Raw genomic sequence first — 15,272 nt, 5'->3', positions numbered from 1 at the left:
TTTCCAACTGTTTATTAATCAGTGGCTACTAAAAGAAAATAAGTGCACTTTCACCACTTTTTTGTCGCGCGAGCAGTTGAGTTGCGGGGTCTGTGGGTCTGCTGGGTTGCTGGGTTTGCTGGGTTTGCTGGGTTGCTGGGTTGCGGGGTTGCGGGGTTGCGGGGTTGCTGGGTTGCTGGGTTGCTGGGTTGCTGGGTTGCTGGGTTGCTGGGTTGCTGGGTTGCTGGGTTGCTGGGTTTGCTGGGTTTGCTGGGTTTGCTGGGTTTGCTGGGCTTGCTGGGCTTGCTGGGCTTGCTGTGGTGCTGGGTTGCTGGGTTGCTGGGTTTGCTGGGTCTGCGCACGATAAATAAAAAAGCCAAGGAAGCAGAGCTTCCTTGGCTTTAAGTGAACCTGTTACATGCCGAGCCATTGCTTGAACATATGTTTAGTCGTGTCCCTGTTCATGGCAGCGATGGAAGTCGTAAGCGGAATGCCTTTCGGGCAGGAGCGCACGCAGTTCTGCGAGTTCCCGCAGCCTTCGATGCCGCCTTCTTCCATGAGCGCTTCGAGACGCTCGTGCGCGTTCATCTCGCCCGTAGGGTGAGCGTTGAACAAGCGGACTTGCGAGATCGAAGCCGGACCAATGAAGCTGTTCCGGTCGTTGACGTTCGGGCAAGCCTCGAGGCAGACGCCGCAAGTCATGCACTTGGACAATTCGTACGCCCATTGGCGTTTCGATTCGGCCATGCGCGGACCAGGCCCGAGATCGTACGTTCCGTCGATCGGAATCCATGCTTTGACTTTCTTAAGCGCGTTGAACATCCGTTCGCGGTTGATGACGAGGTCGCGCACGACCGGGAAAGTCGACATCGGCTCAAGCCGGATCGGCTGCTCCAGCTTGTCTACGAGCGAGCTGCAAGCTTGGCGCGGTTTGCCGTTGATAACCATCGAGCAAGCGCCGCACACTTCTTCGAGACAGTTCGATTCCCAGCATACGGGAGCCGTTTTCGCGCCGTCGGCTTTGACCGGATTGCGCTGGATTTCCATGAGCGCGCTGATGACGTTCATGTTCGGACGGTAAGGAACCTCGAACTCCTCGGTATAAGAAGCGGCATCCGGACTGTCCTTGCGCGTGATAACAAACTTGACCTTGCGTTGCGCGGTTGCGGTTGCTGTCGTCGCCATGTGTTAGCCCTCCTTCTTCTTGTTCGTGGAGTAGTCGCGTTTGCGCGGCTTGATCAAGGAGACGTCGACGTCCTCGTACGAGATCTGAGGACCTTCCGGCGTCCATGTCGCTTTCGTCGTCTTCAGGAAGTTGTCGTCGTCGCGTTCCGGGAAGTCCGGCTTGTAGTGCGCGCCGCGGCTCTCGTTGCGCAAGAGCGCGCTGACGGTCATAGACTCGGCCAGTTCCAGCATGTTCCACAGCTGACGGGTATAAGCGGCGCCCGAGTTGTTCCAGTTCGCCACGTCGTTGATGTTGATTTTCGCATAACGTTGCTTCAGCTCTTTGATCTTTCCGACCGTTTCTTCGAGCTTCTTGTTATGGCGAACTACGGTCATGTTGTTCGTCATCCACTCGCCCAGCTCTTTACTGATGACATAGGCGTTTTCCGTGCCGTCCATTTTCAGGATCGACTGGAACTTGCTCGATTGCTTATTGCGCTCGCGCTCGAACACGCTCTCCGAGATGTCTTCCGCCGACTTGTTCAAGCCTTTGATGTACTCGATCGCTTTCGGACCGGTAACCATGCCTCCGAAGATCGCGGACAAGAGCGAATTCGCCCCGAGACGGTTCGCGCCGTGGTATTGATAATCGCATTCTCCGCAAGCGAAAAGCCCCGGAATGTTCGTCATTTGGTTGTAATCTACCCAGAGACCGCCCATCGAATAGTGGACCGCCGGGAAAATCTGCATCGGGATTTTACGAGGATCGTCTCCCGTGAATTTCTCGTAAATCTCGATAATCCCACCAAGCTTGACGTCAAGCTCCTTCGGATCTTTGTGGGAGAGATCGAGATAAACCTTGTTCTCTCCGTTGATGCCGAGATTCTGATTGACGCAGACGTCGAAAATTTCGCGAGTCGCGATATCGCGCGGAACGAGGTTTCCGTACGCCGGATATTTCTCCTCGAGGAAGTACCATGGCTTGCCGTCCTTGTAAGTCCAGATCCGGCCGCCTTCTCCACGTGCAGATTCGCTCATGAGACGGTTTTTGTCGTCGCCGGGAATAGCAGTAGGGTGAATTTGAATGAACTCGCCGTTCGCATAATGAACGCCTTGCTGATAAACCGCGCTTGCCGCGGTTCCCGTGTTGATGACCGAGTTCGTCGTTTTGCCGAAAATGATCCCCGGACCGCCCGTCGCCAGAATAACCGCGTCTCCGCGGAAAGTAACCGACTCCATCGTGCGCAGGTCTTGCGCGGAAATTCCGCGGCAAACGCCGTCGTCATCGAGTACGGCGCCCGTGAATTCCCAATGCTCGTACTTCTGAACGAGACCCGCCACTTCCCAACGGCGAACTTGCTCGTCCAGTGCATACAGCAACTGCTGACCGGTCGTCGCGCCGGCGAACGCCGTGCGATGGTATTGCGTGCCGCCGAAGCGGCGGAAGTCTAGCAAACCTTCCGGCGTCCGGCTGAACATTACGCCCATACGGTCCATTAAGTGGATAATGCCCGGAGCCGCTTCGCACATCGCCTTGACGGGCGGTTGGTTCGCAAGGAAGTCTCCTCCGTATACCGTATCGTCAAAGTGTTCCCATGGAGAATCGCCTTCGCCTTTTGTATTTACCGCTCCGTTAATGCCGCCTTGGGCGCACACGGAGTGAGAGCGTTTGACCGGAACGAGCGAGAATAAATCGACCCGTACGCCGGCTTCAGCCGCCTTAATCGTCGCCATCAGGCCCGCGAGCCCGCCGCCGACGACAATTACTTTTTGAGTAGCCATCGTATGTTTCTCCTCCCAAATAAATCGGGCTTCGCGGTCATCAAGACCGCGGAACGCGTTTGTATCGAGCCTAACTTTATCCGAACGACACCGCGCTTAGAGCGGCTGCCGCTTCCGACGAGAATTCGTCGCCCCGGAACGCAACGAGGGACAACAAGAACAACACCGACAAGATGACGAAGATCACCATGCAAATGTTGGAGGAAACCTTCTGCGCACGAGGACCGACCGTAATGCCCCAGCTGACGAGAAATGCCCACAAGCCGTTGGCGAAGTGGAACATAGCCGCTACGACGCCGATGATGTAAGCCGTCAACGCTACCGGATTACTAAGTATGTCGTTCATGTGCTGGCCAAGATCTTCATGCTTAACGTTGCCGAGCGTAACCTGGAACCTGGTTTCGTAGAAATGCCACGCGATAAAAATAAACGTAATAACCCCCGTGATCCGCTGCATCGTGAACGCCCAGTTGCGTCCGTAGCTGAATCGGCCGGAATTCAAGTTCGATTGGTACGCGATGTACAGTCCGTATACTCCGTGGAACAAGATCGGCAACCAGATGACGAACAGTTCCAACCAGAAAACAAGTGGAACGCTGTTCAGGAAGTCGATGCTTTTCGAGAAGCCCTCCGCTCCGCCTTCGTACGCGGAATAGTTCGTCAGCGCATGCTCGACGATGAACAACCCGAGCGGGATTACGCCGAGCAAGGAATGAATCTTTCTCGGTAAATAAGAATTACCTGCCATGTCTGTGTTCGATCTCCTTTCGCAACCGTGCTTAGACAATATCCGACTCGACTTTTCCATGAGTCACCAATTATCACCGCTATTAAGGTTACTCTATTTTCGCTTATAATGGAACTGCTTATTTAATATTAAAACTTATAACCAAAGCGCATAAGGAGACGTGAATCTTCATGCTAGAAGATATGCGATTGTTCGCGACCATCGTCGAGCACCGAAGCCTAAACAAAGCCGCCGAGAGATTGAACCTGTCGCAACCCGCATTGTCCCGCAGACTTGCCCGGTTAGAATCCGAGTTGGAGATCGAGCTGTTCCGCAGAATCGGCAAAAGACTGGAATTGACGGCCGCGGGTCAAGTCACGTACGAATTCGCGCTCGAGCTGCGCCGGTTTCATGGCGGTTTCTTGCAGAAGCTTAACGCGTACAAGTCCACCGAAGCCCCTCTCGCGACGATCGGGGCGAGCTTAACGACGCTTCAGACGACGCTTCCCGATCTCATTACCGCCATCACCGAGCAGCATCCCAACTTGGAGATCAAAGCGATCACGGGCAAGTCGCATGAAATCACCACTCTCGTAAAAGAGCGCAAAGTCGACTTCGGCATCGTCGCGTCCGCTGTAATCGACGATCCCGCTATTACCAGTTTACCCTTATTCGACGATCATCTTATCCTCGTCCTCCCGCGTTCGCACATTTTATTAGAAAGAACTCATCTGGAGATGGCCGATCTTCACGGTTTGCCCATGATTCTGTTCGCTCCGGGAACATGGTACCGAACGATGACGGACGAGCTATTCCGCGCCTATAAACTGAAACCGGACGTCCGCATGGAAATCGACTCCTTCGAAGCGATTATTCGGTTGTTGTCCGCTTGCCGAGCGGGCACGTTGCTCCCGAGATCTTATTTGCGGGAACAGGTGCTACTCGACAACGATCTCTACCTCGTTCGCATCCGGGAGCTGGAGGAAACGAATCGGACGACTTCGATCATACATGGAGACCCCGCTTGGCTCACACCTTCTACCCGATTCTTGATCGAGGAGACGAAAGCCTATTTCGCTCGCCGTGCCAACCAGCGGAACGAGTAGATGAACCCAGTACTGGCGCGGCTTTGCGTCCCTTTACCTTTACTTTCCGGTATAAACGCTCGTAGGGGTGTGGTAACCTTTTACACATGTCGAAGGGCATCGAAAACCTTTGATTAGGGAATACCAGAAAATAAAAAAAGGGCCAAAACCATTCGTGGTGCGGGGGACAATATCGAAAGTATGCACCGGATAACAATCCGGCATGTACTTGGGGTGAATCGCGAACTTTGCGTAGGGCTGATCTCCCAGTCCGAATCCGACAGCTAACCTCGCCGGCCGACATCCAGGAGGACTATCGTCAATGATTAGCAATTGGAAAAAGCTTGGAACGCGTACCGCAACACTCGCACTTGGAACCGCTTTGCTGCTGCCGGCTCTCACCGCGCACGCGGCGACTCCTTACACGGCCAAAGACAGCGACACGTTCTGGAAACTATCCAAACAATTGGATATTCCGCTCCAACAATTAATGGCGGCCAATCCGAACGTTAACCCTCTAAACATCTACGCGGGACTCAAGCTCGTCATTCCCGACACCACGGCCAAAGTAATGGCGGAATCCGTCGCTCCCGCCGTGCCGATAGCGCCCGTTCAGTCGGTCACGACGACGGCGGGACAATCCCTTTCCTTCTCCAAGGTAATGGACATTAAAGCTACTGCCTATTCGGCATCCGCCGAGGAGAACGGCATATGGGGCGCCGTCGATTTCTTCGGCAATCCGCTTAAGCTCGGAACGATCGCCGTAGACCCGAACGTTATTCCGTTCGGAACGCGCGTTTACATTACGGGGTACGATTTCTCGGGCTTGCCAACGGGCGGATTGATCGCTACGGCTACCGATAAAGGCGGCGCCATCAAAGGAAACCGAATCGATATTTTCGTGCCGGGCTCTCGCTCGTTCGTATCCGATTTCGGTTACCAGAGCGTCAAAGTGTACATCTTGAAATAAAGCGACAATCCATTACGAAAACGGGCTATCCGAGGCGCGCTGCCGCGCTTCGGATAGCCCGTTTTCCATGGTCAGCCTTTCCTTTTTTCGGGAATGCCCAACAGCTCCGTCAAAGTTACCGGCTCGTAATCATGGGCCCGAAGCCAGTCGATCAGCTTTGGCAGCGCTTGAACGGTGCCGGAAAGATTCTGACCTGTTCCGCCCCCTGCGTGCATGAGCACGACGGAGCCGGGACGCACGGTACGGGTAACGTTCCGAAACACCGTCTCCGCCTTCAGTTGCCTCCAATCCGAAGAATCCACGTCCCAATTCACGACCGTGTATCCTTTTGCCTTCGCCCAATCCAGCTGCGATGGCAAAATCTCTCCATACGGCGGACGAACAAGCTTAGGCTTGAAGCCGACGATGTGCTCGATGATTTTTTCCGAGCGCGCGATTTGTTCTTGAACCTTCGCTAACCGCAGCTTCGAGAAATCGGGGTGATTGTAAGAGTGATTGCCGATATCGTGTCCTTCCCTATGTATGCGCCTGACCAAGTCGGGATGCTTCATACTGCGGGTACCTACGACGAAAAAGGTGGCGGTTACCTTTTTCCTCTTGAGCACATCGAGAACTTTCGAGGTAAAACGCGGATCGGGCACGTCATCGAAGGTGAGGGCGACTTTGCGGGAGCCCCTGGAGGCGGAGAGCACGAACACGCCGTCGTACTTTCTCTCCATCTCGGACCAGGAAGGCTTCGAACTCGCTTCGGCATCGGCGCGAGTTCCCCACGAAGACAAAAGGGTGACGGTGCCGAGCAGCACCATCACCGCTTTATTCAAACGAGACATCGTCATACTGCTACCTCCACTCCGGCTCATCTCCCCTTTATCCTGAGCGAAAGGAACGGTTTTCATTCAGCAAACGATGATGATCGTTCCTCTAAATCCAGTTTTCGCGCAAGCCATGCCGTCGTGCTTGCTTGAACGAGTATCGTAAAGACGACGGCCATCAACACTACCGCCGCTACTTTGTCTGCGCCGGGAATTCCGCTGGCGACGATCATGCCGGATAATGCTGCCGGAATGACTCCCGTCTCCCTTACCCAGCACATGAACAGCATTTCCTTCCACGTCCAACGCGTGCGCCGATCGGGCAATGCTGACGCGAATACCGTAAGCGGCCTCGCGACGAATACGAGCACGGCGACGACGGCAAGAGAAGGCCACAAGTACTCTTTCAACAACGTAAAGTTAACTTGGCTGCCGAGCAGGATAAAGATGAACATCCGCATCATAACGGACGCATTGTCCGCGACATGTCCCATTTCCGTCTGCTTTTCGTCGATGGGCAAGCCCAAATGATGCGAGTTCCCCCACACGAGTCCCGCCGTAAAAGTAGCCATTAAACCGCTGAAGTGAAGCATATCTCCGACCAAATAAGCCGCCAAGGCTACCGAGAGCATCGAGATCGCCGCATACTCCCGGAACCATCCCCACTTCGTATGCGCCACCAAGAAAACGACGATCGCCGAGATCAAGAAACCGACAGCGAGCCCACCGGCCGCCGTCTTAACGAAATCGAGCGAAATTGAGCCGACGCTCGGCGCATGTCCGCCCGTAATCGCCGCCAGTAACGCGAAGGTTAATATCGAACCGGTCGCATCGTTGAACGCCGACTCGCTTTCGACCGTTTCCCGCAATCTCTCGCGAACCTTGACTTGCCGAAATACGGGAATAATCGTCGCGGGATCGGTAGATGAGATAACGGCCCCGATCAGCAATGAAGTCGTCCAATCCAAGCCGAATACGGCATGCGCGGCGCTCCCCGCAATAGCGGCCGTTATCAGTACCCCCGCCGTACTCAACAGCGTGACGGATAACGCGACCTGCCGTAAACCATGCCAACGAATGTTTCTTCCGCCATCGAAAAGGATAAGCGCGGAGCCCGCCGATAGGATCAATTGATTCGTTAACGACGTGCTCGCTTCGGAGATCAAGTGAATCCCTTGACCTAGAAGCATTCCGGCCCCGATAAAGAGGACGACGTCCGGAATCCTCAGCCATGCCGCGAGCTTTCCCGACGCGATTCCCGTACCGAAAACGATCAACAACAGTAACAAAAGGTGCCGGACGGTAACCATAACCGCGTCCGCGTTTTCCATGCCTCAATCCCCCGATCGCTCCCTGAATACTCGAAACGAACCGACTGCTTACTGCTCGATCGACACTTGGAACTGTTCGATTTGATCGTTCGTGCCGATGACGACCATGACGTCGTCCTTCGCCAATACGTCCTTCGCCACCGGGGCGATAATTATGCCCTTAGGCTTGTTAATCGCCACGACGCTGCATCCGAACCGCCCGCGGGGATTTACGTCGTCAAGAGATTTGCCTGACAGGCACTCGGGTACCGCAAGCTCGGCGATCGTATATTTCTTCGAAAGCTCGATATAATCGAGCAAGTTAGGCGACACGAGCTGATGGGCAACGCGTATGCCCATGTCTCTCTCCGGATAGATGATCCGGTCGACGCCTACCCGTTCCAGCACGCGTCCGTGCAAGTCCGACACGGCTTTGGCCACGACCTTCTTCACGCCGAGTTCCTTCAACAGTATCGTCGCCAGAATGCTTGCTTGAATATCATCCCCGATCGCGACGACTCCGCAATCGAAATTCCTCGCGCCGACGGATCGAAGAACTTCCTCCTCCGTCGCGTCCGCAACTACGGCATGAGTCAAGACGCTGGATAACTCCTGCACCTTTTCTTCGTCGCGATCGACGCCCAGTACTTCGTAACCTAATTTGACGAGCTCGCGTCCTAAGCTCGATCCGAACCTGCCCAACCCGATGATGACGAATTGATTCATCTTCATTTATGCAACAACCTCTATCCGATTATGATTTTGCCTTCCGCGTTGCGATATAGCTGCCGTTCTTTTCTTGGTCCGAGCGCATAAGTCAAGGTTAACGGACCTAATCGGCCGATGAACATCATAATAATGATGATGATTTTCCCCGCCAAGGTCAGATGGGCGGTCAACCCTAACGTAAGTCCGACCGTTCCGAAAGCCGACGTAACCTCGAATAGGATTTTCAGGAAGGCGGCATTTTCCGTCGTCGATAAGATCATCGTCGCCAGAATGACGATCCCGAAGGCGAACAACGTAACGGTTAACGCCTTATGCACCCTTTCCTGAGCCAATCTATTCTTGAATAACACGATGTCTTCCTTGCCCCTTATCATCGCGATCACGGCCCCGATCAGCGCCGTGAAAGTGGTCGTTTTTATACCGCCTCCCGTGGAACCCGGAGAGGCGCCGATAAACATGAGAATAACCATGAAGAACTCGGTTGCCTGTCTCAACGAGGCCAAATCAACCGTATTGACGCCGGCGGTTCTTGGAGAAACGGATTGCGTAAACGCCGCAAGCACCTTTTGTCCGAATGGCAGAGGCCCCAGCGTCCCTGGATTCGTGTACTCGAATATAAAAATGACCGCTGCGCCTACTACGATCAGAATACTTGTCATGCTGAGAACGACTTTGGAATGAAGCGATAACTTCCGTTTGGGATTGCGAATATCGACGAGATCGGCGAGCACCACGAATCCGAGGCCGCCCAATACGATCAATAGCATCGTGACGATATTGATCACCGGATCTCCTACGTATTCAGTCAAGCTGCGATAATTGCCCATAATATCGAAGCCGGCGTTATTGAAGAACGATACGGCGTGGAACACGCCATAGTGGACTGCTTTTCCGAAGGGCATATCGAACATGAATCTAGAAGTGAACAGCAGCGCTCCCGACAATTCGATCGTCAATGCATAGATGACGACCTTGCGAACGAGGCGTATGATCCCCTCGATACTCGTTTGGTTAAAGGCTTCCTGGAGCACTAGCCGTTCTCTCAGGGAAATACGCCTTTTCAACACGATCGCGAATAAGGTAGCCATCGTCATGAAGCCGAGACCGCCGACTTGGATCATCGCCAGTATGATCCACTGCCCGGCCGTAGTCCAATACGTGCCCGTATCCTCGACGATTAACCCCGTCACGCATGTTGCCGAAGTCGCCGTGAACAACGTATCGATGAATTGCGGCGCGGCGCTCTTCGTATGGGCGAAAGGCATCATAAGCAAGCTCGCTCCCGACAAGACGATTGCCGCGAAGCCAAGTACGAGTACTCTGGGCGGCGAAGCTACGATCAAACCAAATAACTTTCGAAACAAGGCGAACCCTCCGTTAGCCGATAATGATTTTGCCTTCCGAATGCCGATAGAGCACGCGTCCCGGCTTAGGACCAAGAGCATAGGTTAACGTGAGAGGTCCCAGTCGGCCTATGAACATCAACATAATAATCGTACACTTCCCGGCAAATGTAAGATCCCCCGTTAATCCCATGGACAGTCCGACCGTACCGAACGCCGATGTAACCTCGAACAGGATTTTCAGGAAAGCGGCATCCTCCGTCGTCGCGAGCAACATCGTCCCTAGCATAACGATTCCGATACAGAACAATGTAACCGTGACCGCCTTGTAGACTCTTTCTTGCGCAAGCCGATGGCGGAATAGCACGACGTCTTCCTTCCCGCGTATCATCGCGAACACGGCGCCGACCAACACGGCGAACGTGGTCGTCTTGATCCCTCCGCCCGTCGAACCCGGAGAAGCGCCAATGAACATGAGGATGATCATGAAAAACTGCGTCGCCTGGCGGAATTCGGAAACATCGACCGTAGCCACTCCGCCGGAACGCGTCGTCACCGATTGGAACAGCGAGACGAGCAGCTTGTGTCCGAAACCATCGCTTCCGATCGAACGATTGTTGGTAAATTCGAATATGAAAATGACCAACGTCCCGATTACGATCAGACCGGCGCTAACGCTCAGCACGACTCTCGTATGCAAGGAAAATTTGTTTCTGCGACGGAAATCGAATAAATCCGCGAGGACGACGAAACCGAATCCGCCGACGATGATCAAGCCCATCGATACGACATTCATATAAATATCCTCGGAGTAATTGAAAAAGCTTTGAAAGTCTCCCGTCAAATCGAAACCTGCGTTGTTGAAAATCGAAATCGAGTGGAATACCCCATGATAGATCGCTTTTCCTAGCGACATGTCCGCCGCGAAACGGAACGTATATAGCAGCGCACCGACCGTCTCGACCGCAAGCGCGTAGAAAACGACTTTTCTCACGAGTCGAACGAGTCCCTCGATGCTGCCCTGGTTAAGGGATTCTTGCAGGACTAGCCGTTCTTTCAGCGATATTCTTCTTCTAAGTATGAGCGCGAAGAGCGTGGCCATCGTCATGAAGCCGATTCCGCCTATTTGAATCAGCAGCAAGATTACCCAATGCCCGAAAGTGGTAAAATAAGTGCCTGTATCAAGGACTACGAGCCCGGTTACGCACGTTGCGGACGTGGCCGTGAACAGCGCGTCCACGAATGACATGGAACTGCCGCTCACGCTGGCGATCGGCAATCTGAGCAACTCGGCGCCGAAAAGAATAATCAATGCGAAACCCGACAATAAAATACGGGGCGGCGATGCGTTAAGCCATCGCACGGCTTTCTTAAACAAGTCATTCACCTCAAACTTATTTTCATATCCGGACAACAAAAAAAAGCACTGGAAATCCAGTGCTTAGAATACGCACGCGATTCCCGTTCGCAAGTCGCCTACGAGGTTAGCTGTCGGGTTCGGGCTCGAACAGGCTGCCCTATCCGGCCGGCAAATTGCATCGCGACCGGAATTCACCCCATGATCATCGAATACAATTAGACTTGTACGCGCGATCGGTTGGTTCCCCCGTTTTCATCTTTCTGAAATTCGGCGAGTTAGATTTCGGTTCGTCATTGCTCATGAATGACGTACCATCGAATTATATTCCTTCCATCTGAGGGGGACAACACCAAAAAGGGGGCATTCCGACTGATTTGAACGATAAAACCGAAAGTAAACGCATGGATAGAGCCCCGGACAATGATTATCGAGCGCTTTGCTTTCATTTTCGACGAATTTGAGAGATACTTGATGGAAATTAGGGGAAAAGACCAGCGTATAAGGAGAGATGATTTTGAATCGAATAGTCCCATCACAACTGGATAAGCGCTGGCTATGGACGGCAACGATAGGGTTCCTGCTCTTTCTTCTTATTCAAGTATTCCCCGTTACCGGACAATTGTTCTCGACCGATACCAATCATGTGCTAACAAGGACGGAAGCGAACGTTAAAGCGCTGGAGTGGGCGAGCGACCGTTTCGGCCTCGCGCGGGAAAACGTGGAAAAAACGACCGTGACGCACCTTTCGGATAGCGACACCGTCGGTTACCTGACGAAATACGAGCTCGTGGACGCGTTCGATAAACAATGGTCGGCTACCGCTCCGCGTGACGTATATGCCGTGGAAATTCGTCTTCGCGATACCCTAGAAGGTTTGGTGCTGTACCTGGACATGGATAAGGGGAAACTCGTCGCCTGGCAAACGAAAGGGAACCAATCTTCCGAACAGGTAAATTCAGACTTACCCGCGGATAATCTTGCCGACCGGGCGATGAATTATGCCATGCATTGGGGCGTTCAGGCGGATCAATGGAAATGGGATGGCCAGGAAAATGCCGATGGATCGGTAAGGTTCGTTTCCGCTCTACCCGAAATCGGGCAAGCAAACCCATGGTTAAAAGTCGCCGTTCCGAATGGTTACAGCGCGATCTCATCGGCATTCCCTCCTTGGCAAGGAGGCTCCGTTACGTATGGCGTCGACTTACCTGCCTCCTTTACCGGCTACATGGACAAACAGGAGCATTGGGCGATGCAGCTTTCGATTTTCGGATTCATTCTGCCCTCCCTGCTCATGTTCGTAATCGCGATCGTCTATACGGGAACGCACGGGGAACACACTTCCTATCGCCGGGGCATTTTCTTATCCGTGATCTTCTTCGCGCTATATGCGGGATTGACGTTTAACATGATACCGGGGCTGAGGGCGGGAACGTGGAAAATGGGCGCAAGCCTAAGCGACAACGTCAGCGTTATCGCTAGCCTCATCACTTATGCGGCGATGGCGTTGCTCACATACTTCTCCGCAGTCGGAGGAGACGGACTCTGGAGGTCCATGGGGCGTTCCTTATGGCCCAGATGGAAAGAAGCCGGTTACGGGAACGACGTGCTGAACAGCATGCGCATAGGTTATTTTCTTGCATTCATTTTGCTTGGAGCGCAGTCGTTTATTCTTCTCGTTCTGGAGAAGTCATTGGGGTCCTTCTCTTCGTCGGATGCGTCCCAATCGATGTACAATATGAGCATCCCGTGGCTATTGCCGCTATTGGCTTGGTGCGCCGGCATTTCCGAAGAGCTTCAAAGCCGTTTGTTCGGCATCGGCCTCTTCCGCAGTTGGTTCGTCGGAACCGCCCGCAAACTGTTAGGGCGCGAACCTTCGCATAGAACGGCCTCCATCCTGACGATCGCGGCGATCGTTCCTCCGGGATTATTATGGGCGCTTGGGCATGTCGGGTACGCGATCTACCCTTTCTACACGCGAATAATCGAGCTAGTCCTCATGTCCTTCCTCTTCGGTTGGTTCATGCTGCGATTCGGCATTATGGCCGCTATTTTCGCTCACGTGACTCTCGATGCGATTCTGATGGGACTGCAAATGATGTTCGACGGGTTGCCATACGACTTTATCGGCGGCGTCTTCAGCATCGCGATGCCCGCAATCGTAGCGATCGCCATCTGGTGGCTACATCGAACCTTCAGGAGAGAGGCAAAAACAGTCGAAAGCTGAATTTACCATCGGCGTAGTCGAGAGTTAGTCGGCCGCCGTGCTGCTCCGCTATTCCTCTAGCGATCGACAGTCCGAGTCCGGCTCCACCCCTCCGACTGTCGTTTGAACGAGCGGCGTCCGCTTTGTAAAAGCGTTCGAACAATCTCGCCTCTTGTTCCTCCGTAATCGGTTCTCCCTCGTTCTCGACCGTAATCGTCGCTTGGCCGTCGTCGGCGGCCAAAACGACTTTTATGTCGCCGGGCATCGGGGAGAACTTTATTGCATTGGTCAACAGATTGTCGACGACTCTGCGGATTTGCTCGGGATCGACCCGGATCATCAGTTGCCTCTCCGGAACGTCGGCATGAACCTCGATTCGGCTTTCCTTCGCGATCGGCTCGATCTCCGACAAAAATTGGATTAATAGCTCTCTTAGATCAATGAAGGCGATCTGTAAGCTCGCTCCCCCCTGAGAGAGGCGGGTATATTCGAACAGCTCGTCAATAAGCGTCTTCAAATGATGCGCTTTGCTGTGCGTATTTGCGATAAACCTCTCATATTCTTCCTCGTCTTTGTAGGCTTTGCCCTTCAGCAGCTCCAGATAACCGATAATGCTCGTGAGTGGCGTCCTCAAATCGTGCGAAACTCCCGTAATCAGCTCCATCTTCGATTTCTCGGTCTCTCGTTCCCTTTCCAGTTGGGCTTCTAATTTCTCGGCCATCGCGTTAATGCGTTCGGCGACTTTGCCCAGTTCGTCTTGCCTCCTCCCGGCGATCCGATAACGAAGATTTCCGTTTGAGATAATGGTCAAACCTTCCGACAATTTCACTAAGTACCTGATCGTAGGGCGGGTCAGCACCAGAAAAGACAACGTAAAAGTACCGAAAAATGCGATGATGGACGCGGGAACGTCGAAAAACATTCCTTTGGGGATGGCGATGGATACGAGGAAGCCCATGATTAGGCTCGCGATGAACGACCAAACCATTTGCATACGGATGCTTCCCCTGCCGCTGATGACCGTCAGGAATTTATTTATCAATTTTATAGCCTACCCCCCATACCGTCTTGATGTAGCGGGGCTCCCGCGGATTGATCTCCACCTTCTCGCGAAGATTACGAATGTGCACCATCACCGTATTTTCCGAGAACCCGGCTGGTTCCTTCCACACTTTCTCGTAGATTTTATCGGCATGGAACACTTGGCCGGGATGGGTCACGAGCAGTTCGAGAATCGCGAATTCCAGCGGGGTTAAGGCAACCTCCAACCCCTTAACCGTGACAAGATGGCGAGCGATATCGATTTGCAGGTCATTCGCCACGAGGATGGATGTATCCGCCTCGGACTTGGCGGTGCGGGATTGGCGCCGAAGCTGGGCCTTAACTCTCGCGATAAGCTCCAGCGGACTGAAGGGCTTGGATACGTAATCGTCGGCTCCCGTGGACAAGCCTTGGATTTTGTCGATATCCTCTTGTTTGGCCGACAGCATAATGATTGGGATTTCCGATATTTCGCGGATTTTTAGGCAAGCTTGAATGCCATCCATCTCGGGCATCATGACGTCCAGAATGAGGAGCCGGACAGGTTCGGTTTTGACGAGTTCTACGGCTTGCCTCCCGTTATTCGCCTCCAGCACGCGGTACCCTTCATTGCGTAAATACACATGGATGACATCGCGAATTTCGGAGTCGTCGTCCGCGACGAGAATCGTGCCACCGTTCATGCCCTTCCCCTCTTTCCTTCTATTTTCCTACATTCTATACCTACGGCGCGCCTTTTTTCCAGCAAAATACAATCCGTGGGGGAT

The 15,272-nt window shown here is 53.4% G+C and carries 14 protein-coding genes and 2 riboswitches; of the genes, 4 read left to right on the top strand and 10 right to left on the bottom strand.

All coding sequences use genetic code 11. The features are described 5' to 3' along the window. The first annotated feature begins 204 nt into the window (after positions 1–204). A complete protein-coding gene (locus D7Z26_RS05900) occupies positions 205–384 on the top strand; it encodes a hypothetical protein (protein ID WP_199731664.1) in 180 nt (59 codons plus the stop codon). A gap of 9 nt (positions 385–393) precedes the next feature. Here the strand turns inward: D7Z26_RS05900 and sdhB are convergent, their stop codons facing one another. The 3 genes from sdhB to D7Z26_RS05885 all read right to left on the bottom strand — a co-directional run bounded on the left by sdhB (position 394) and on the right by D7Z26_RS05885 (position 3,673). Beyond that, on the bottom strand, positions 394–1,164 hold the full coding sequence (sdhB, locus tag D7Z26_RS05895) for a succinate dehydrogenase iron-sulfur subunit (RefSeq protein WP_120975140.1): 771 nt from the start codon (positions 1,162–1,164) through the stop codon (positions 394–396). A 3-nt stretch (positions 1,165–1,167) separates the two neighbouring features. Then, complete coding sequence (gene sdhA, locus D7Z26_RS05890; protein WP_120975139.1) at positions 1,168–2,925, bottom strand: succinate dehydrogenase flavoprotein subunit; 1,758 nt, start codon at positions 2,923–2,925, stop codon at positions 1,168–1,170. Between the two features lie 76 nt (positions 2,926–3,001). Further along, positions 3,002–3,673: a succinate dehydrogenase cytochrome b558 subunit gene (locus D7Z26_RS05885; protein WP_120975138.1), complete on the bottom strand. Its 672-nt coding sequence runs from the start codon at positions 3,671–3,673 to the stop codon at positions 3,002–3,004. A 170-nt stretch (positions 3,674–3,843) separates the two neighbouring features. Here D7Z26_RS05885 and D7Z26_RS05880 point away from each other — a divergent pair, with 170 nt between their 5' ends. Further along, positions 3,844–4,758 (top strand): LysR family transcriptional regulator, encoded by a 915-nt coding sequence (locus D7Z26_RS05880; RefSeq protein ID WP_120975137.1) that lies wholly within the window; start codon positions 3,844–3,846, stop codon positions 4,756–4,758. A 130-nt stretch (positions 4,759–4,888) separates the two neighbouring features. After that, positions 4,889–5,053, top strand: a riboswitch (cyclic di-AMP (ydaO/yuaA leader). A gap of 6 nt (positions 5,054–5,059) precedes the next feature. After that, positions 5,060–5,707: a 3D domain-containing protein gene (locus D7Z26_RS05875; RefSeq protein WP_233566662.1), complete on the top strand. Its 648-nt coding sequence runs from the start codon at positions 5,060–5,062 to the stop codon at positions 5,705–5,707. A 71-nt stretch (positions 5,708–5,778) separates the two neighbouring features. Here D7Z26_RS05875 and D7Z26_RS05870 read toward each other — a convergent pair whose 3' ends face one another. From D7Z26_RS05870 to D7Z26_RS05850, 5 genes are read right to left on the bottom strand one after another with little or no spacing between them, the layout of a single operon-like run. After that, a complete protein-coding gene (locus D7Z26_RS05870; protein ID WP_233566660.1) occupies positions 5,779–6,543 on the bottom strand; it encodes a polysaccharide deacetylase family protein in 765 nt (254 codons plus the stop codon). 56 nt (positions 6,544–6,599) lie between these two features. Beyond that, positions 6,600–7,850: a cation:proton antiporter gene (locus D7Z26_RS05865; RefSeq protein WP_120975136.1), complete on the bottom strand. Its 1,251-nt coding sequence runs from the start codon at positions 7,848–7,850 to the stop codon at positions 6,600–6,602. A gap of 48 nt (positions 7,851–7,898) precedes the next feature. Further along, positions 7,899–8,561: a potassium channel family protein gene (locus D7Z26_RS05860; RefSeq protein WP_120975135.1), complete on the bottom strand. Its 663-nt coding sequence runs from the start codon at positions 8,559–8,561 to the stop codon at positions 7,899–7,901. 14 nt (positions 8,562–8,575) lie between these two features. After that, positions 8,576–9,922, bottom strand: coding sequence for a TrkH family potassium uptake protein (locus D7Z26_RS05855; RefSeq protein WP_233566658.1), 1,347 nt, complete (start codon positions 9,920–9,922; stop codon positions 8,576–8,578). 13 nt (positions 9,923–9,935) lie between these two features. Further along, positions 9,936–11,288 (bottom strand): TrkH family potassium uptake protein, encoded by a 1,353-nt coding sequence (locus tag D7Z26_RS05850; protein WP_407643487.1) that lies wholly within the window; start codon positions 11,286–11,288, stop codon positions 9,936–9,938. A 70-nt stretch (positions 11,289–11,358) separates the two neighbouring features. Further along, a riboswitch (cyclic di-AMP (ydaO/yuaA leader) is annotated at positions 11,359–11,544 on the bottom strand. 231 nt (positions 11,545–11,775) lie between these two features. Between D7Z26_RS05850 and D7Z26_RS05845 the strand changes: the two genes are divergently transcribed. Then, the gene (locus D7Z26_RS05845; RefSeq protein ID WP_158602209.1) at positions 11,776–13,485 is read left to right on the top strand and encodes a CPBP family intramembrane glutamic endopeptidase; all 1,710 of its coding nucleotides are present in this window, start codon (positions 11,776–11,778) and stop codon (positions 13,483–13,485) included. Here D7Z26_RS05845 and D7Z26_RS05840 read toward each other — a convergent pair. Beyond that, positions 13,454–14,506, bottom strand: coding sequence for a HAMP domain-containing sensor histidine kinase (locus tag D7Z26_RS05840; protein ID WP_120975131.1), 1,053 nt, complete (start codon positions 14,504–14,506; stop codon positions 13,454–13,456). The two genes, D7Z26_RS05845 and D7Z26_RS05840, sit on opposite strands and share 32 nt — an antisense overlap. Further along, a complete protein-coding gene (locus D7Z26_RS05835; RefSeq protein ID WP_120975130.1) occupies positions 14,496–15,188 on the bottom strand; it encodes a response regulator transcription factor in 693 nt (230 codons plus the stop codon). Before D7Z26_RS05835 ends, D7Z26_RS05840 begins: the two co-directional genes overlap by 11 nt. Positions 15,189–15,272: the final 84 nt, after the last annotated feature.

It is taken from the genome of Cohnella endophytica (assembly GCF_003628305.1).
GTDB lineage: Bacteria > Bacillota > Bacilli > Paenibacillales > Paenibacillaceae > Cohnella > Cohnella endophytica.
This window is presented reverse-complemented; position numbering and strand designations above follow the sequence as displayed.